Annotated in this window: 1 protein-coding gene; it reads left to right on the top strand. The window is 41.8% G+C overall.

Annotated features, from left to right (window positions below; all coding sequences use genetic code 11):
- The first annotated feature begins 25 nt into the window (after positions 1 to 25).
- Positions 26 to 22549 (top strand): Ig-like domain-containing protein, encoded by a 22524-nt coding sequence (locus IPJ16_14885; protein ID MBK7628460.1) that lies wholly within the window; start codon positions 26 to 28, stop codon positions 22547 to 22549.
- The last annotated feature ends 13 nt before the right edge of the window (positions 22550 to 22562 follow it).

Genomic DNA, 22562 nt, shown 5'->3' with positions numbered 1-22562 from the left:
ATATAACTATTTGATAACCTGATCTATGAGATTATTTAAGAAATATTTTGAACCTGACTATATGAGACGTGCGAAATTAATTTCACTTCTGATTACTGTACTTTTATGCCTCTTCATGCCTTCTGCTTTTTCGCAGTCTGGTCCGGGTGGTGTGGGAAACAGCACTACAAACAGATTGTGGCTGAAATCTGATGCTGGTGTTTACAGAGATAACGGAGTTAATCTCGCTACTAATAATCAGTTTGTTGAGCAATGGAATGATTTTTCAGGAAATAACAATCATGCAGTTCAGACAAATGTCCCTCTTAAGCCACAGTTTAAAACTAATATCATTAACGGCCTTCCAGCTATACTTTTCAGCGATGATTTTATTGATGCTCCGGCACTAGGCATTCCCGGAACTGGTGGTTTTTCAGTTGTAACGGTGTTTCAGGCCACAGGTTACACAGCTGGGGGAACCAATGATGGTGCTGGTGATTATGTTATTGACCGAACTACTGCAACTAATGAGCTGACTAGTCTGAAATTCGCTGGGACAAACAAGTATTTCTTTCAGAAAAGAGATAACGGTGGAGGTGGATTAGGTGGATTGTTAAGTACCACAAATGTTAATACTGCTTCGTTTCAACTCGTCGATTATATGCGTAACAGAGGTGTGGACTACAGGTTCTATCTTAATGGCACCATGGAAAATTCTGTCGCAGATGGAGATGGTAATCTTACTCCTCCAAATCCCAGAATAGGAAGGCATGCTACAGCAACTGATGGCGGACTACAGGGTTATATGACCGAAGTAATATTTTACAATTACAGGATTAACAATGCGCAAATAAATATTATAAACAGTTACCTGGCTGCAAAATACGGGCTTACTATATCAAACGACAAGTATAGTTACGATGCCACTCATAAATTTGCAGTGGCAGGAATTGGTCAGGTAGATGCATCTAATACTCACAATGATGCAATGTCTGACGATATTCTTAGAGTTAATACTCCAAGCGCACTAGATAACGGGGACTACCTTTTGTTTGGGCACGACAATGGATCTATTGCTGCCTGGACAACCACAGAAGCACCTGATGCCGGACTAAATATTTCAAGACTGGCCAGAGAATGGCGTTTAGATGAAACCGATGGTGGATTGGGTAATGGTGTTGGAACAGTTAAGTTTACTGTTAATACTTCATCTTTTCCTGCGGTTCCTGTGGGTTATACAAAATATGCACTGATGGTTGATGCAGATGGCAATTTCAGCACCGGCGCAAAAGTTTATGAAATGTTATCTTTAGGTGGAGGGCAATATGAAATATTAGGAATTGATATAAACGACGGTGATTTTGTTTCTATTGCTGCAGTAAGACCGACTGTTAACTTTCTTGCAGCTGCATCAGCCGGATCAGAAAGTTTAAGTCCCGCCATTTTGCCGGTAAGATTGAATTATATTCCTCTGAACTTACTGATTGTTGATTTTGCAACAGCTAATGGATCTGCAGTTGCTCCGGGTGATTATACTGCTTTTGCAGATACAGTGGCTTTTCAGCCGGGAAACTCATTTGCACATATTGAGATAAGTGTTTTAAATGATGTTATACCTGAGGGTGATGAAACCTTCACTGTTACCCTTAGCAATCCTCCTGTAGGTATTAATCTTGGAACCATAACTGTTCATACATATACAATTCAGGATTGTGTTGTATTGCCAACTGCTTATAATGTTGGTGCTTCAGCAACATCCTATTGTGCCGGCGCACCCGGAGTAGATATAACTCTGTCTGATTCTGATATAGGATTCAGTTACCAGCTGAAGAAAAACGGTCTTGATGAAGGAGCTCCTCAGGCAGGAACAGGTTCCCTGTTGACCTGGACACCCATGACAAACGGCACATATACAGTCGTTGCGACAAATAATGCAACTTTATGTATTAATAATATGACCGGTTCTCAGGTTATTACTGAGAATCCTTTGCCAACTGCTTTTGCGGTCGGCGCTTCTGCTTCTTCATATTGCTCAGGCGGAGCAGGTGTAAATATTACGCTCAGTGGTTCAGAGGTAGGAGTGAATTATCAGCTCAAAGTCGGCGGATCAGATGATGGAGGACCAGTTGCCGGAACAGGTGCTCTATTATCATGGAATAATAAACCAGCAGGAACCTATACAGTTGTTGCAACCAATACAACAACCTTCTGTACAAGTAATATGACTGGATCTCAGGTAATTACCATCGATCCATTGCCAGCTGTTTACATCGTAGGTGCATCATCTACCACCTATTGTTCAGGTGGTACGGGTGTTGATATTACACTTAGTAGTTCTGAATCGGGAGTAAATTATCAGCTTAAGAAAGGTGGAGTAGATGAAGATGCACCAGTCGCAGGATCAGGTTTACTGTTAACGTGGCCTAATAAAACAGCCGGAGTATATACGATTGTAGCTACAAACGCAACAACATCATGTACAAATAATATGACCGGATCGCAGACAATAACTGCGAATCCGTCTCCATCACCTTCGATTGGCGGTCCTGTTAGTGTTTGTCCAAATGCTACAGGTGTCGTATATTCCACTGCAAATAATCCTCCAAACACATATAGTTGGTCTATCACCGGGGGAGCTATAAATGGTTCAACAACAGGTAGTAGCATTACTGTAGATTGGGGTCCTGCAGGACCAGGAACAGTCACAGTAACTGAGACAACAGCACTTCTTTGTGCAACTACCACTCCTGCATATGCAGTCGCAATACAGGATATAATTAATCCAACAGCATTATGCAAAGACATAACTGTTACATTAGATGCATTTGGAAATGCTTCAATTGTTGCAGCTGATATTGATAACGGATCATCGGATAATTGCGGAGTTCCAACACTTGGAGCTGCACCAACTGCTTTTACTGTTGCAAACATCGGACCTAATAATGTAACACTTACGGTTACTGATGCCGCACTGAACAGTTCAAATTGTCTGGCAGTTGTTACAGTCAATCCATATATTCCACCAGTTCTATACTCTTTCCAGACCGGTAATTGGGATCAGACAACAACCTGGACTACAGATCCTTCAGGATTAACGGGTCCCGGTACTTCTATTCCTGTGAATGGTACTGAAGTTGTTATCCTTACCGGACGTACCGTATCACTTACTTCAGATGTTACAACAACTGGTAATAAGATTACGATTAACAGTGGCGGTACAATTGACCAGTCGACATTTAAATTCAATAATACTCTTACTGAATTAAATGGCGGTGGTACATTAAAACTAAACTCACCAAATTTTCCTTCAGCTACTGTTAATAATTTTGTTTTAGCAGGCGGAGGTACCACAGAGTATAACAATAATGGCAATATGTCGGCTTCTCAGCTGATCTACAATAATCTGATTGTAAGATCTGCCGGGACAGTAACCGGAACTGCCAATATTGAAGTTAACGGCAATCTTGATATTCTGCTTGGGACTTTTGCTGATGGCGGCAATACAATTACCGTAAACGGAAATGTTACAAATAACGGAACTCATTCAGGTGCCGGTAAATTATATTTAAACGGAGGAGCTGGTGTTCATGCAATTTCCGGAACAACAAATACTTTCGGTAATCTTGAACTTGATGATGCTTTCGGTGCAACATTCGCAGGTACAGGAACAACAACTGTTACCGGAAATCTGACTGCAACTCAGGGTGCTTTCACTTTAGATGTATTTACAACTGCTCTGGCAGTTAATGGAACAACCTCCATTGGTAACGGTGCAACTTCAGGTAGCATAGTGTTGAACTCATTAACTGGCTCAAAAACATTTACTGGGTTGGTAACCATTGGATTAAATGGTACATGGGACAATACTGCAAGTACAGCTGTGACATTCCAGGGAGGCATAACCAATAATGGTGTTTTTAATTCAGGAAATGCAGTTCAGACATTTAATACTAATTCACAAGATCTTACAGGCACATTATCTATAGCTAATGTAACAGTTACTGGTGTTACACTAACAAACAACAATAATCTGACTGTTACTAATGCTTTATCAGGTACCGGTGGATTGACTCAGGCGGCAAGTTCCATTCTTACAATTGGTAATGGGGCAGCTATAACTACTTTAAATGCAACAGCAAATCTGAATACTGTTAATTACACAAGGGTTGGGAACCAGTCAATAATCGGAACTACGTATCATAATCTCAGTTTGTCAGGCACCAACAACAAGACTCTTGGTGCACCAGTAGCAGTTAATGGAAACTTGGATGTTTCGGGTACTGCCTATCTTCTTGATAACGGATTTCAGATTACAGGTAATGCAACCGGGACCTTGACACTTGGTGCGGGTACAAGATTGTATTTAGGCAATGCTGCCAGCTCAACAATGTTTCCAACAGGTTTTGTTACTCCAAATATTACTCTTGATGTTTCAAGTATCGTATTTTATAATTCAAACCTGCCTCAGACTATTTCAAATATTCCATCTTATGGCGATTTATACCTTACAGCTTCTGCTGCTGTGACTAAAACAGCCGCAGGAATTGTTAATGTTAACAGAGATCTGAATATTGGGACAAACAATACATTAGCTGATAATGGGAATAATATTAATGTAATAAGGAATATTACTGTAAACGGCACACATACAGGTACCGGAAAAATAAGGGCAATAAGTGGAGTGTCGAATCAGACAATAAGCGGCGCAGGCACAATCAGTAACTTTGAAGTTGCAATGGGGGCATTTAGCGCAAATCTTGGTTCCGCATTCACAATTGATGGAGATATTACTGTTACAAGTGGGATATTTAGTCTGAATACCAGGACCTTAACTACAGGAGGAAACATTAATATTGTAAATGGGGCAACCTTTACTGTCAACAATAGTGCTGTTTTACTTGTATCAAATGGTAAGAGCATTAACAATGCAGGAACATTCTCATTTGCCGGAGGAGCCGGCACACCGGCTACGATTACCAGAAACGGTGCCGGGTCATATTCAATAGTTCAGAGTGCTGCAACCGGTACTTTTACAGGTAACTATTTTGCTCTTGATTATGGAAATATTACAATAAGTAATGGTGCAATTACTGCACTGAATAATGGTTCTTTTTCAAACGGCACAGGATTTAATGAGTATGTAAATCTCGATGGTTTTGCAAATCCGATTGCTTCTTCCCTTCTTACCTTCAATGCAGGACCTACCTATAATATTAGAAAAACATCAGGAGCTGGAGTTATTACACTTTCAGGTGCTTCCGGTGCACTGGCCGGTGAAGCATTCGATCAGGATAATGGCGATCCGGGAACTTTGGTAATGTGGGCTACAAGTACTATCTTTTATTCACAGGGTACGGGCTTATTCAGCACTTTAACCAACTGGGATTCAAATCCGGCAGGTGGAGGCACAGATCCTTTAGCTGGTGATCTCACAAGCGGATTATGTACTTTCATAATCCAAAATGGTCATACTGTAACTGTTAACCAGAATATTGATGTTTATGATTTAACTATAGGAAATGGTGTATCTGGAGTTCTTACAATTGGAAATATTGCAGTAGCCAGAACAATAACAGTAAGAAATAATCTGAATGTTCTACTCGGCGGGGATGTAAATGTTGGAGCTTTTGCTTCAATACATACTTTGAATTTATATAAAAACCTTGTTGTTAATGGGACATTTGATATGTTCAATTCAGCAGCGCAGGCTTGTAATGTGGTATTTACAAGTGCCGGCGATCCTAATCATGTGATTAGCGGAACTCCAACATCTGTCCAGTTAAATAACATAACCCTCGCTACAAGTTCAAATACTACAACTGCCGGATATGCCCTTGATATTCAGGGAAATGTGATACTAAATGCCGGATCTACCTTTGATGGCGGTGGATTTACACACACAATCGTTGGCAATTGGTCAGGAAATGCTACTGCAAGTCATATATCTAATGATAAGATAATTTTTAACGGAGCAGCACAAACTATTTCTGGTCCAACAAGTTTTTACAATATTGATCTGGCAGGTTCCGGAACAAAAACAATAAATGGAGGTATTATAACTATTGGGAATGATCTCAATGTTACAACAAACAATGTAACGGTTGCACCTTCAGTTGGTATCGATATAGTTGGAAATTTTGTTATAAGCGGCACTCCTACTGTTTTTGGAGGAGGAAGCAGTACTACCAATATAAGCGGAAATGTTTTGGTTACAAATAACTCAGTATTAACTCTGGGAAATGCAGTTGCAAACAAAACTATTAATGTTACCGGTAATGTCCAGGTTGATGCAGGTAGTGCAATCAACATTGGAGCATTTAATGCCACACACTTATTGTCAATTGCTGGTAATTTAGTAGTGGACGGTGATTTTAATATGTACAAGGCTGCAGGCCAGGTATGTAATGTAACTTTTACCGGGGCAACAGATAATACAATAACGGGTACTGGAGCAACATGTAACTTTAATGCCATTACTGTAAATAAGGGTGCTTCTTCAGTTAATATCATTGATGTACAGAGGCTTATTACAATGTCTCCTCCATCATCAGCAGCCAATTATCTGAACCTGACCAACGGTACTTTTAAACTTTCAAGTGCTTCAGCAATTACACCTTACTATGGTTCACAAACTATAAGTACCTCAACCGGTAGACTTTGGATAAATAATGCCGGAGCAAATATATCGAGTGTAGGTGCGGGAGTAGCTACCTCATCAGGAGTGCCTACTGTTTCAGGTATATTACAAGTTAGTGCAGGAACTTTCGAATATGGAAGCGGTAATGATCAATTGGTTCTAACTGCTGCTACCTCAGTACTACAATTAGATGGACCTAATGCAACAATAAAACTTTATGGTGGCATTAATAACCAGGGATCAGGTACAATTAATATTAGCGATGGAAATCTTATAATTGATTGCCAAAGAAGTGATGTTGGAGGTGACAATTTTACTGCTGCTGCTTACCTTGTTGACTTAAGGGGGACAATAAATTTTACCGGCGGGAAAATGACAATAGTTGACCCGATTGCATATGCAGCAACTGGTAATGGACAGACAACTTTATTGTTATGGAGTCTGGTCGCACCTAATTTTACAGGAAGTACAATTCAGTTTGGTGATGGTGTAAGTACCAGTTCAGGTGGATCTGCTGATGGGTTTGACATAAGAACCAATAATGCAGGCACTTATAATTTGGGAAATATTATTATTAATACAGCTACCGGGACCAATCGTCATGTTCTTTTATATGATGGTCCGTTCTATGTAGGAGGTGATATAACAATAAACAATAGCGCAGCAAGCGAACTTAGATTAAACGGAAGAACTCTTTATCTGAATGGGAATTTAACAAATAATGGAACATTCAATAGCTCATCAGCAAATTCTTATCTTGAATTCAGCGGCACTGCTCAGCAAACAATTTCAGGCACAGGTACTTTTACTGATGGAACCGCAGGAAGGATATTAGCTCTTGGCATAAATAACACCTCTGGTTCTACTCCTTCAGTTGATCTGAAAAGTAATCTGGCAATTGCCTCAAACCTTGGAACATTGAATCTGACAAGTGGATCCCTTGGAACCTCCAATGCAAGTACTTTTACTTTTGGAGCCGGAGCAGCTGCAACCATTACAACCACAAGAACAAATGGTTCTCTGATACTTACTCCAGCCTGGAATTTAACCAATGTAAATTATAATATCAACTATAATACATCATTAGCACCGGTGATATCTGGAAATGAAGTCCCGGGAACGGCTGATGGCAATATAAATAATATTACTGTTAATAATTTAACAAATGTATCACTGGCAAAACCTGATATTACATTGCAAGGTTCACTTACGCTTACAAACGGAGTGTTCGACATGCAGGCTAATAAGATTAATTTCATTACATCCAATGCCCCTCTTGCCAGAACAAATGGTACGTTGACAACGGCCTCAGGTTCAACCATAAATTTTGGAACACCGGCTGCGATGCTGGGCAATACTGTTACAATACCAGCAAACTATTTTACAAATAATCCTACTGCTTTAGCAGATCTGGGAATTAATAAAAGTGTTTTAAATCAGGGATTAACATGGAATAACCAGGGTTTAACGATTAATGGTTCATTGACACTCAATATGAATGGAGGAACATTTAATGTTGGTGTTAATACTATAACCTTCCAGAATGGCAATACCCCTATTATCAAAACATCCGGGACTATTACAAGAGGAAATACAACATCCTTCGTATTTGGAACTGCCGGTAATACCGGAGGTGCTGCCTTCGTGATTCCTGATGGGACATTCATTGCAAGCCCTGTAGTTATTTCAGACTTAACAATAAACAGGGACAATAAGCTTACCTGGAATAACCAGGGATTAACAATGAGTAATTCTCTTACCCTTACAAAGGGAGAATTTGACTTAAATGGTCAGGCATTCGTTACAAATGCTGCCATACCTTTTGTTCGCACTTCGGGCACATTTACTCCGGGAGCATTAAGTTCCTTGCGATTTGATCCAAATGCATCTGCTTTTACCATTCCTGATGGTCTCTTCACTTCTTCACCTACTACAATCGCAACTTTAAACATGAACAGAGGTGCTGGTCTGATTATGACATTAGGAAACCAGGAACTTAATGTGACCGGGACAACCAGTCTTACAAATGGTATCATTGAAATTAAGAACTCTGATCTGCAGGTTGCGACTCTTGCAGGAGCTTTTAATGCCAATAATATGTTTGTAACAAGCGGTACCGGCTATCTGAAGAGAAGTTTTGCAGTTGGCGCACCACTACCAGTGTTTACTTTCCCTGTTGGTGATAATGCTGGTACGGTTGAGTATAGTCCTGCTGCGATTACGTTTGCAAATAATGCCACAGCAGCTACTTTGGGGATCAGAGTAACAGATGCCAAGCAGCCAAATAATCTGGAAACAGATAACTATATAACCAGATACTGGAGTTTTAGTGCTCCGTCTCTAACTACTTATACATATTCAACAGTATTTACTTATCCGACAGCAGATGTAGTTGGTGCAGATGAGATAAATTTCAAACTGCAGCGCTATGATAAAGGGTTATCAACATGGACAGCTGATATTGCTAGTAATACGGTTCCATTAGCCAACTCCACTTTAACAACTTCTGCTCTGAATGAAACTTCAGGTAAACTGGATAATAATGATTTTACTTCATTCTCAGCGCCGGATGTATATTACTGGTCAAAAGCAAATGGTAACTGGAATGGTGGTTTGGCAGTCTGGGAGGTAACAAATACTCCTGTTGATCCTGGAGTAGGGTTAGGAACTGCCACTTCTGTAACTCCAAATTATTCTAATAACAAAGGAATAACAATAAGAAGCGGGCATAACATTACATTGAATGCAGCAACATATAATGCTGATCAGATGACCATTGCAACGGGTGGTACTTTAACTATGAATGCGAATAATTTCACTGTCTACGATGGTACCGGAACTGATCTTTCAATCGACGGAACATTAAATACTACCACTGGCCAGATATTATCAAACGCAGCAGGAAATGTTATAAGTGTAAATGGTACACTTATTACAACAGATCTCGACGGTTTTAATATAGATGGAAATTCATCGATATCAACCACCAATGCCCCAACTGTTAATCTGGGAGCCAACTCCTTAATAAACTTTAGTGGCGCAGCGGGTCAAAAAGTTGACACAAGGGCAGATTATGCAAGCATTACAATCAGTAATGCAGGGGGTAAAACTGCTCAGGGGGCTATCACATTGAGTAAGGACCTTACTCTTGCCGGCGGCAGTTTTGATGTTACAACTAATACGCTGAATGTAGCAGGTAACATGACTGGTGCAGGAGCACTGACATTTACAACAGGAACTTTAAACATAGGAGGCAATAATACTTCAACCGGTGTTTTCACACCAGGTACCGGAACAGTTAATTATAATGGAGTGGCTCAGGTATTAAGGGGAACTACATATAATAATCTTACTCTTTCAGGAAGCGGAAATAAGACACTTCAGGCAGGTAATCTTATTGTAAATGGTGACCTTACTATAACTGGTTCTATTCTCTATTTTGACAACGCAGTCTTAAGGAATGCTACTGTCGCAGGAAACCTTAGTGGTACCGGAGCTATAGACATGACCGGAGGCAGTTTTGTGCACACTCTCAGACTTAACGGTGCAAATAATGCTATATCAAACTTTACATGTGGCTCAGGTTATGTTTATTATAGCGGAGCTGTTGCCCAGCAGATTTTTGCAGGAACATATAATAATTTAGTTACAGAGACAAGCTCACAAATAAGGACAATACAGGGAGACATAACCGTTAATAACCTTCTTACATTAACCTTAGGAACACTTGATTTTGGAAATACAGTTGCAAGAAACGTTACTGTGACCGGAAACCTGAGCGGTGCCGGAGCAATTAATATGAGTGGTGCCGGATTAGCTCATGTTCTTACACTTAATGGTACCAATAATGCCATAGGAGCATTCAACACTACAGCAGGATCTGGTAGTACAGTGAACTATACCCGTGCCGGCGATCAACAGGTTTTTGTTAGTGTAAATTATCAGGATGTAAATATCGGAGGATCAGGAATTAAAACCCTTGGTGCCGGAGATATTACTTTTAATGGTAATCTTGATGTTACGGATGCAACTCTGCGATTTGATGGAGGAGCTGCACGAATAATAAGTGTTTCTGGAAACTTATCCGGTACCGGAATAGTTGATATGAGTTTAAACAGCCGGACACATAACCTGAATCTTGGCGGAGCAACAAATAATTTTGCTGGAACACTTACCACAGCAGCCGTTGCCAGTACAATAAACTATAACCGTGCCGGCGATCAGACGGTATTTGGAAGTCCGAATTATCGTAACCTTACTGTTTCCGGTGGTGGCAAGAAATCGTTGCAGGGAAGCATCACATCTGGCGGTATTCTTACACTGACATCAGGTGTTTTACAGCTGGGCGCCTTTGATCTGACGCTTTCCAATACTACTGCAGTTGCTGGTGGTCCATTCAGTGTTACTACAATGATTGAAACCGATGGTATAGGGAGATTCATACGTACATCCGGCTTAAATAATAATACATATAACCTTACCTATCCGGTTGGTAGTGGCGGATTCTATAATCCTTTGGTTATATCCGGATTACCTGCTGTTGGAGGTGCAGTTGTAAGAACTATTTCAGTGGGAGCTGTTGCATCCAACCTGAATATTACTTCAAACAGTATAAATAAATACTGGGATCTGACAGCCGCAAATATTACAACTCTTCCTGCCGGAATACTTTCATTCGGGTACAATGCAGGAGAAGTGGTAGGTGATGCCTTACTATTCCAACCTTATACCAATACATCAGGTTCCTGGTCTGTTGCAACCGGTCCCTCTGCACCAGGTGCAAATCCTGCTACATCAACAGGGAGTGCCACAATTACAGGACAATGGACTGTAGGTTCACCTAGCACCTTCTATTCTTATCAGACAGGTTTATGGAATGCAGCAACTACCTGGACATTCGATCCGGGAGGAACAACAGGTCCTGGCACTATGGTTCCCGGACAGAATGATAAAGTAGTTATTTTATCAGGCAGAACAGTTACTCTGTCAGGGCATGTTGGCACACAGGGACTTGACATTACGATAAATAATGGTGGTATACTTGATCAGGCAGCATTCAGATTTTTGCAGCCTCTGACTGCATTGAAAGGGGATGGAGTTCTGAAGCTGAATTCACCTGACTTTCCAACTGTTCCGGTGCTGACAAACACGTTTGTTTCAACAGACGGAGGTACAACAGAGTACACCAACATCGGGTTAATGTCTGGTGCACAGTCAATCTACTACCATTTGAATATAAGAAGTTCAGGTATAGTTACCCTTACAAATAATTTAACACTTAATGGTGATCTGAATGTTAAACAGGGCACATTCCAGATTAATGATGCAATTTCACGAAGACTTCAGATCCTAATAAATGGTAATGTTACTGTCGATAATGGAGGTTTCATTACAGTTGGAACAGGTGGTACAAACGGTGCTGTTTCACCAATAGGTATAACAGGAAATAATGGAGCATTCCTTAAATACTATGATGATCAGTCTCACAGGATTCAGATCTACGGCAATTTTACAAACAACGGAAGTGTAAGGTTTACGAATCTTGCTTATCCGGTTTATGATGAACTGGCTTCTGACGGATTTGCAACAGTATATTTCCAGGGATTGAGTGATAATACTCTTTCATGTAATGGAATTACTGACTTTTATAACCTTATAGTTGATAAGGGAACCGATCAGACATTCAAACTGACTGTCAATTCAACAGCATATTCCAATTTCAGGTTGTTTGGTGCGAATACTTCTGAGGGAAGCACTACTTTGCCTGCTGCACCTGCTGCAAATCCGAACCTTAAAAAATCTCTCTGGATTAAGAATGGAACACTGGTTCTTCAGGGATTGGTTGCAATTCCTTCACTTTCAGAAGGAAATACAATTGTTGCAGGTTATTCAAGTGATTTCTTTATCCCATTAAATGGAGCCTTGGTCCTTGATGGCGCCGGTGTTATAGTTCTCTCGACTGCTGATGATGCTAGTGAAGTTGATGCAGCCTATGGGCTATCTGGTGGAGATAATACTATAAATGGTATTGAGACTACCGGAGGATATACCGGTATAGTTAACCTTGGCAAGCTTCAGGTAAACAGCGGTTATTTGTCAACACGCGAATCATCCGGTTTGCTGTATTATAGTTTTGCTGCCGGTCAGTACATTATTAATGGAGGAAAAGTCGATACAAAACAGTTCCATAATCCTGAAGGTGCCGGAGCAGGACTTGTATCTTATGTCCAGACAGGTGGTAATGTTAATATCCGCGGGCGTTTCACAAATACTATCAATTATCCCACTGCTGTAAGTCTTGCCAATGCTGTAATGAATACAGCCAGGGCAGCAAATGCAATTGATCAGGCTGCAGGTACAGGTTCTTTCAATATCGGAAGTAATGCTGCAAACGGATTCTCTATGTCAGGAGGAACACTTTCTGTATATGATGTATCGAATACCACCGCAACACCTCTTGCACTTAATATTTCATGTCCGGTTGGTAATATGAATGTTACCGGAGGAACTATCAGAATCCTTCCAACAACAGGTACCGTGGATGCTGATGCCGATTATAATATCTATTCAAACGGACCTTTATATAATCTTATAATCAACAGGGCAAGTGGCGCCAAGGTTGTACGATTAAGTACAAATCCGCTTACTGTTCAGAAGGACCTTACCTTGACATCAGGTGATTTTAATGCAACAAACCTGGATGTAACTATAGGAGGGAATTATTCAATTGCTTCCGGAACAACTTATACTCCGGGAACCAATGCAACAATATTTAACGGAGCAGGTAATCAGCTATTTACTGTAAATCTGGCAGCACCTCTCGCACTTAATAAACTAACGATCAATAAAGTTGCTGGAGACTCTCTGAGATTTGCAGGAACACAGACTGCAATCAATGTGGCAAGCGATTTCAGGCTGGTTGCCGGAACTATGGATGATAAAGGCAATACGGTAAGCATTGCCGGAAATGTATTCAACTCCGGTATTCATATTGGAACAGGAAAAATTGTACTAAATGGAACTGCCCTTCAGACTATTGACGGAGCAGGAATCTTTAACAATATCGATCTGAATAACACCAATGCAGCAACTGCTCCTGTTTCTTTGCTGGCTAACATGACATTGAACGGTGCGCTAACATTTGTTTCTGCAAAACAATTTAATATTAACACTTATAATCTTAGACTTAATTCGTCTGCTTCAATTACCGGAGGTAGTACATCAAGTTATATTAAATCTTCAGGAAACACAGGTGACGGAGGTTTGACAAAAGTATACACATCAACTGTCCCGTTTAGTTTCCCGATAGGCGTTGGTAATTACACTCCTGCAACTATCAAGATTAATGGAACTCCTTCAGCATATGGCTCAATAACAGTCATCCCTGTTAACTTTGCACATCCTAATTTAACTGTGCCAGGCAGAAGCCTTACCTATTTCTGGCGTACAAAATCGACAGGTTTTAATTTAACCGGAGGTTCTGTAACTCATGGATATTACTATGATCAGAGCAATGTTGTGTTTGGAGGTGATGTATCTGAGACTGAGTATGTAGCTGCACGATTTGATGTTCCGACAAGTACCTGGACAAATGGTACAGTAGATGACGTTGATGATGTAACAAATAATATTATTGGAGAACCTGGATCTGGTACTTTCCTCGAAAATGTTGCTTTCCTCGATGGTGATTATACAGCAGGCGACAATAATCCAACAACTCCATTTGGCACACCTCAGATTTACTACAGTAGAATCAACGGAGCCCTGGCAGGAAGCGGTCTCTGGAGCGATGTAAATACCTGGTCAAAAATCTCACACACAGATGTAGCAGCAGGTACTATTCCCGGTGCAAATGACATTGTTATTATCGGTGCCAGAGACTCAGTTTATCTGGCAACCAACAATACTGTTGCCAATACTGATGTAAGAAGCTGTGCAAGTTTAAAAATTGAGAAAGGATCAGCTCTTGATGTGGGTTATAACCCAGCCTGTAATTTTAGTATGGTGATTAATCATACCAGCGGCAACGGTAACTTCAGAGTAACTACATCATGGACATCGGGAAGTACTTATGCATTTCCAACAGGAGACTTTTCTGATTTCAATGTTAACTTAGGTACTACAGAACTATATTCGACAAACCCTGCAGCAGGTACTACCTACTGGCTACCAAATAATATTGCGTCCTATGGAAATCTGATTCTATCTCCATTAGGAGGTTCAAATATTATATTTGGTAACACCGATCTTACTGTTTATGGTAACCTCGTTACAAGAGGTCAGAATGCAGACTCATGGTATTGTCCAAACTGGGTGAATCTGACACCATATCCAACTGCACCTACAGTTCCGATTGCAAAAACAATAACGGTAAGAGGGAACATGGATATTCAGGGCGGTGCCTTAATATGGATTGGGAATGGTGCCCTCAGGCAGGATATTGTTGTCAACGGCGATGTTAAAGTAGCCCCATGGGGAGCTATAACAGCCTGGACCGGCTGGGGCGGAGCAAATAATCAGAGTCTTAGAATTGGAGGAAGTCTGATCAACAATACCAATAACGTAATGGGTAATGGAGCAACACAAACTACCAGCTGGGTTAATTTCTCAAATGGTGCAAGTGTCGTTCCAGTAACATTCTTTGGTCCAAATAATGCCTCTATAACTCATACTCCGGGAATTCCGGGAGCTGCAGGACCAGGAACAATATTCAATGTTGTTACAGTAGATAAGGGTTCATCTCAGGCAACAACTCTCACAATTGATATAGGTGGTGTGCTTACAACTCCTGTTGATAACTGGCTTACCCTTCTCAATGGAACAGTAAGATATCAAAGGAATAATCCGGGAAGTGATTTTACAATCTCAACTGTTACGCCATTTGCAATTCCTTCCACTGCCGGACTATTGGTCAATTATCCGAATAATGCAACCAATAGAAATATTCTTATCGGAAATGCCGCCAACAATAATGGTGACCTCTTACTGAATGGAAAACTTACACTTGTTGCCGGAAATGTTTATGTAGGTCAGATAGCAGCACCGAATAACAATAATGATATTGAGTATTCTGTGGGCGGATCATCTGCAATAGATATTCAGGGTGGTAATCTTGTAGTCAATGGCCAGATAAGACGAAATACATCAAATGCCGGAGGTATATTAAAATATTCGCAGAGCGGGGGTTCCGTGACAATAAACGGTAGAGGTTTAGTCTATCCGACTACCAACGCAAAATTTGAGGTGGTTAACCCCGGAAGTGATTTTACAATGAGCGGGGGAACAATAACAATTGTCCGTGGAGCTGATGCTGCTATAACTCCTTCATCTCCGTTCGGTGACGTATATCTGAGACCGGAAACAAGTTTGGTTACCGGTGGTACAATCATTTTCTCCCAGGGAGCTTTAGCTGCGCCTCAGAACTATTTCCTCGATGCTAATGTTCCTCTGAACCATCTGACAATTGCAGGAGCTGCAGGACAGCCAGGTGTTGTCAGACTATTGTCAAGTCCGCTTGTTCTTAACGGCGATATGACAATCAGTGCAAACCGGATACTTAACGCGAATAACATAGATGTAACATTCAATGGAAATCTAATAAACAATGCTCCTGGTGTCGGAGGATATGTTTATGGGACTAATACAACAACATTCAGTTCACCTAATGCTTCCTCATATCTTGGAATTCAGGCAATTACAGGAGCAGTTAACTTTAATAACCTTGTTGTTAGTCCGGGTACTTCCCTTGCTCTGAGCAATCCTACAACAATAGCTAATAATCTTACAATCAGTACAGGAACTTTGATTGGAGGAGCACATTCTATATTTGTCAAAGGAGATGTTTCAAATGAAGGAAGTTATACCGACAATGATGCAGTAAACAGCGGAATTATTCTTAATGGAACTGTTCAGCAGAAAATATCAGGTTTTGGAGCATACGCACGACTTGAACTTAATAATGCGGCAGGTGCTACAATTGAGAATAATATTACGATTCAGGAAGACCTCACCATGACGCTTGGTATACTTGATATCAAGAAGAATCTGGTTTCGTTAGGCACGAACAGCGACATTATAGCTGTACCTGGTACTCTGGGTGCGACTAAAATGATCACATCGGACGGAGTATTCAGTAATGTGGGTTTGAGGAAGTTCTTTAATCCTGTAATTGTTCCGGCAACTGTTACTTTCCTTTATCCAATAGGAACATCCGGTAAGTATACCCCTGCATTACTGACTCTTGACAAGAGTAATACTGTTGGATACGTCAGGATTAACAATATCAGCGACATGCATCCGGCAGTAAAAGATCCGGCAAATGCACTCGACTACTACTGGGAGGTTCAAAGTTCAGGAATTACCGGATTCAATGGAAATCTTGTTCTGAATTATCTGCAGAGTGATGTTGTTGGTGATGAGGCAAATTATCTAGCAGCACATACTATTGTCCCGGGAACTAACTGGTCAGTAGCGCCGGGAGTTAATCCTGCTACTAATCAAATCACCACAACTTATTTAGGTTCAAATAACCTTAGTGGGGAATATACTGCTGGAATCAATACAGCTTTCTTCACAAATATTCCAACATATACATCGAATGCAAATGGTAACTGGACAAATAATGCTATCTGGAATCAGACAGCAGGAGATCCATATCCTTGTCCAGTCGGTGGTCCTAACGGATTTATTGTTAATGTTAACCATGTTGTAACTCTGAATGATCATAATTTGTCGGCATACCGGACAACGATTAACAATAAATTAATTGTTGCCGAGCCATATTTTGGCCACAATCTGGGAACCGTAAGTGGTAATGGAACACTCGAGCTGCAGAAAGGTACATTCCCTGCCGGAGTTTACACTTCGTTCCTCAGTTGCGCCGGGAATGCTACAGTAGAGTATGGAGGTTCAGGTACTTATACTATTATCGCTGACCTTTATGATAATATTCCAAATCTGTTATTCTCAGGAACAGGTACACGTGTTCTTCCGAATAAAGATCTTGTGATATGTGACACACTAACGGTTAATGGTCCAATAGTTGATAATAGCGTTTATAACAAAAAACTTTCGATAAACGGTGGAATGAAGCACCTCTCCGGTACATTCAATTCAGGAACGGGACCGGGAGCTATTGTTTCTTTCAGTGGGTCGGCTGCCCAGACTATTGGTGGAACAAAGATGGGTAACTTCATAGGAGCCAGCGCGTTTAACAATTTTGAGATTAATAATGCTGCAGGTCTGAGAATAAACGATGCGGGAGCTATTGAGGTCAAGGGTAACCTTATGCTAACCAACGGATTGATTAATACCGGGTCGGGCAGAAGTCTGACAATCACTAATTCTTCCAATAATTGTGTTGTCCCTGCCGGAGGTAGCATAACATCCTTCATTGACGGACCACTTGTTAAGAAAATCAGTCAGTTTGATAATTTCCTTTATCCAATAGGAATTTACAAAGTAGGAATTGGAAATATTCTGGGAAACAAGCTCACCATTTCTGAGACCCAGACAGGTCCGGATCTTTGGACAGCTCAGTATCAAAATCCAAATACCACATCTGATGATTTCTTATCTCCGCTTGAGGGAGTCAGCGCAATGGAGTATTATACAGTTACTTCAACAGCCGGTAAACAGTCCAAGATAAATATCAACTGGACACCATCGAGTGATGTAACACCTCTGATAACAGGAGGTATGTCATTTATCAGGGTTGCAAATTTCCTGGCAGCAAATTGGAATGAGATTGCAACCTCATCGGCGGGTAATAATTTAAATGGAACAGCTTCTACAATTGGATTGTTAACATCTAATGGTTCAGATGATTATACTCTGGCTGCTGTTACAAATCTTAAGCCAAGAGCCCAGTTTACTCCAACAGGTCCGGTATGCGGTGCAGCGGGAATTCCTGTTACCTTTACTTCTCCCGATCCAATTCCTTTTAATTATAAATTAACCTATACAATCAATGGTGCTGTTCAGCCAATTATTACGATAACCTCAGGTGATCTTCCATATACACTCCCCACACCTGGTCCGGGTATTTATAAGCTAACAGATTATTCATATAATACCCTGATTGCAACTAAGATCGGGGTGGTTGATCCAACACCAATATCAGTATACGCAACTCCAACACCTGCAAATGCTGGTACAGATCAGACAGAATGTGGTATAACAACAGTTACTCTTAACGGAAGTACGGCAATTGTCGGAACCGGGAACTGGAGCATAATAAGCGGTGCAGGAGGTACAGTTCTGACACCTTCCAGCCCGTCGAGTCAGTTTATTGGTTTGAATGGTGTAGGATATGTTCTCCGCTGGACGATTACTAACGGAACATGTATTTCATCTGATGATGTAAATATTAATTTTACTATACTACCTGATCCACCAGTAGCTCCTGCATCACAGAGTTTCTGTAATTCAGCTACGGTAGGGAATCTGGCTGCTTCAACACCTCCGGGAGTGAATGTTAACTGGTATGATGCTCCGGTAGGAGGGACACTTCTGGCGGTAGGAGATGCATTGACAAATGGTAATAAATATTATGCTGAAGCAGATGGAGGCGGAACATGTTTTAGCTTGTCAAGGACAGAGGTTACGGTGACAATCAATCCACTTCCTGTTCCATCATTGAATGGGATTACACCTGTCTGTGATGAATCGACAGGTAATGTCTATACTACTGATGGTGGTATGTCTAACTATGTTTGGGCGATTACAGGAGGTTCCATTACATCCGGAGGAACTAATACTTCAAGTACAGCAACTGTTACATGGACTTCCTCTGGAGCACAGACTATTAGTGTTAGCTATCGCGATGCCGCAGGCTGTACAGCAGCAGCTCCTACAGTATACAATGTAACTGTTAATGCGTTACCAACGGTTTCAATTACCAACCCGGCGCCGGTATGTTCCCCTTCAACTGTTGATTTAACTGCACCGGCAATAACTGCTGGCTCCACAGCGGGACTAACATATACATACTGGACTGATGCATCTGCAACTGTTGCCTATCCAACACCTACAACTGCAGTATCAGGTACATATTATATTAAAGGTACTGATGGTTCAGGTTGTTATACTATTCAACCAGTAATTGCCACAGTAAATCCATTGCCAGCACCTATTACAGGAACCCTCACTGTTTGTGTTGGATCAACTACCACACTATCAGATATCACACCAGGAGGATCCTGGAGCAGTGCAACACCTGCAGTCGCTACAATTGATGCAGGTGGTGTTGTTACAGGAGTATCTGCAGGAACCTCACTTATATCATATACTTTGCCTACAGGTTGTGAGGTGACTACGACAGTTACCATAACTGCCCCCACAGCTCAAACAATTACAGGGGTCTCTTCATTATGTATAGGTTTTACTGACACATGGGTAAGTACTTCTCCAGGAGGTACCTGGAGCAGCAGTGATCCGTCGGTAGCTACAGTTGGTGCAGCTTCAGGTCTGGTTACTGGTATTAGTGACGGAACCTCTCTTATAACTTATAGTGTTACAATTGGTGGTTGCATAAATACAACAAACAAAATTGTTACGATCAATCCCAATGCAGGTATCACTTCAGTAACAGGCAGCAGTCCACTTTGTATCACAGGCACCTCCACCTATACGGCTAATGGAGTTGTTCTAGGCGGCGGTACAGGTGCATGGAGCAGCAGCAATGCTGCAATAGCAACAGTTGATGCAGCTGGTCTGGTCACCGGGGTAAGTGCAGGAACCTGCGATATTATCTATACAATCACAGGTGGTTGTGGCGGTGTAGTCTCAGCACAGCAGAGCGTGACCATTAATCCAAATGCAAGCATTACTTCAGTTACAGGAGCAAGTCCTGTATGTATAGGAGGAATAGTACCTTATACAGCTAACGGAGTTGTTCTAGGCGGCGGTACAGGTGCATGGAGCAGCAGCAACACGGCAGTAGTCACAGTTAACGCTGCAGGCTTGGTTACCGGAGTAAGTGCAGGCACAGCAAATATTATTTATACAATTACAGGTGGCTGTGGCGGCGTAGTCTCAGCACAGCAGAGTGTGACCGTCAATCCAAATGCAAGCATTACCTCAGTAACAGGCACAAGTCCATTATGTATAGGCGGCACAGCTACATATACAACTACAGGAGTTGTTCTTAGCGGCGGCACAGGTGCATGGAGCAGCAGCAACGGTGCAGTAGCCACTGTTAACGGTTCTGGTTTGGTCACCGGAGTAAGTGCAGGCACAGCAAATATTATCTATACAATCACAGGCGGCTGTGGAGGAACAGTCTCAGCACAGCAGAGTGTAACCATATCTCCAAATGCAAGTATCACCTCAGTAACAGGCACAAGTCCATTATGTATAGGCGGTACAGCTACATATACAACTACAGGAGTTGTCCTTAGCGGCGGTACAGGCGCATGGAGCAGCAGCAACGCAGCAGTAGCTACAGTTGATGCATCCGGTTTGGTGACCGGAGTTAGTGGCGGCACAGCAAATATTATTTATACAATCACAGGTGGCTGTGGAGGCGTAGTCTCAGCACAGCAGAGCGTAACCATCACTCCAAATGCAAGTATCACTTCAGTAACAGGCACAAGTCCATTATGTATAGGCGGTACAGCTACATATACAACTACAGGAGTTGTTCTTGGCGGAGGTACAGGTGCATGGAGCAGCAGCAATGCTGCAATAGCGACAGTAAGTGCAGGCGGTATTGTAACCGGAGTTGCAGCAGGAACCTGTGATATTATCTATACAATTACAGGTGGTTGTGGCGGCGTGGTCTCAGCACTTCAGAGTGTGACTGTCAATCCAAATGCAAGCATTACCTCAGTAACAGGATCAAGTCCATTATGTATAGGAGGCACAGCCACATATACAGCTAATGGTGTTACCCTTGGCGGAGGCACAGGTGCATGGAGCAGCAGCAACGCAGCAGTAGCTACAGTTGATGCATCCGGTTTGGTTACCGGGGTTAGTGCAGGTACGGTAAATATTATCTATACAATTACAGGCGGTTGTGGCGGCTTAGTCTCAGCACAGCAGAGCGTAACCATCACTCCCAATGCAAGTATCACTTCAGTAACAGGCAGCAGTCCACTTTGTATCACAGGCACGGCAACATATACAGCTAATGGAGTTGTTCTAGGCGGCGGTACAGGAGCATGGAGCAGCAGCAATGCGGCAGTAGCTACAGTTGATGCATCAGGTTTGGTCACCGGAGTAAGTGCCGGTGCAGCAAATATTATCTATACAATTACAGGCGGTTGTGGCGGTGTAGTCTCAGCACTGCAGAGTGTAACCATTACTCCCAATGCAAGTATTACTTCAGTAACAGGATCAAGTCCATTATGTATAGGCGGTACAGCAACCTATACAGCTAATGGTGTTGTTCTAGGCGGCGGTACAGGAGCATGGAGCAGCAGTAATGTTGCAATAGCGACAGTAAGTGCAGGCGGTATTGTAACCGGAGTTGCAGCAGGAACCTGTGATATTATCTATACAATTACAGGTGGTTGTGGAGGCGTGGTCTCAGCACTGCGGAGCGTGACCATCACTCCAAACGCAAGTATCACCTCAGTAACAGGATCAAGCCCATTATGTATAGGCGGCACAGCAACCTATACAGCTAATGGTGTTGTTCTTGGAGGTGGTTCAGGCGCATGGAGCAGCAGTAATACTTCAATCGCCACAGTAAGTGCAGGCGGTATTGTAACCGGAGTTGCCTCAGGAACCTGTGATATTATCTATACAATTACAGGTGGTTGTGGTGGCGTAGTCTCGGCACAGCAGAGCGTTATCGTTAATCCCAATGCAAGTATCACCTCAGTAACAGGAACAAGCCCATTATGTATAGGAGGCACAGCTACTTATACAGCTAATGGAGTTGTCCTGGGTGGAGGTACCGAGTATGGAGCAGCAGTGATCCATCAGTAGCTACAGTTAACAA

The sequence above is a fragment of the Bacteroidales bacterium genome (assembly GCA_016709865.1).
In the GTDB taxonomy this organism is placed as follows: Bacteria; Bacteroidota; Bacteroidia; order Bacteroidales; family VadinHA17; genus LD21.
This window is presented reverse-complemented; position numbering and strand designations above follow the sequence as displayed.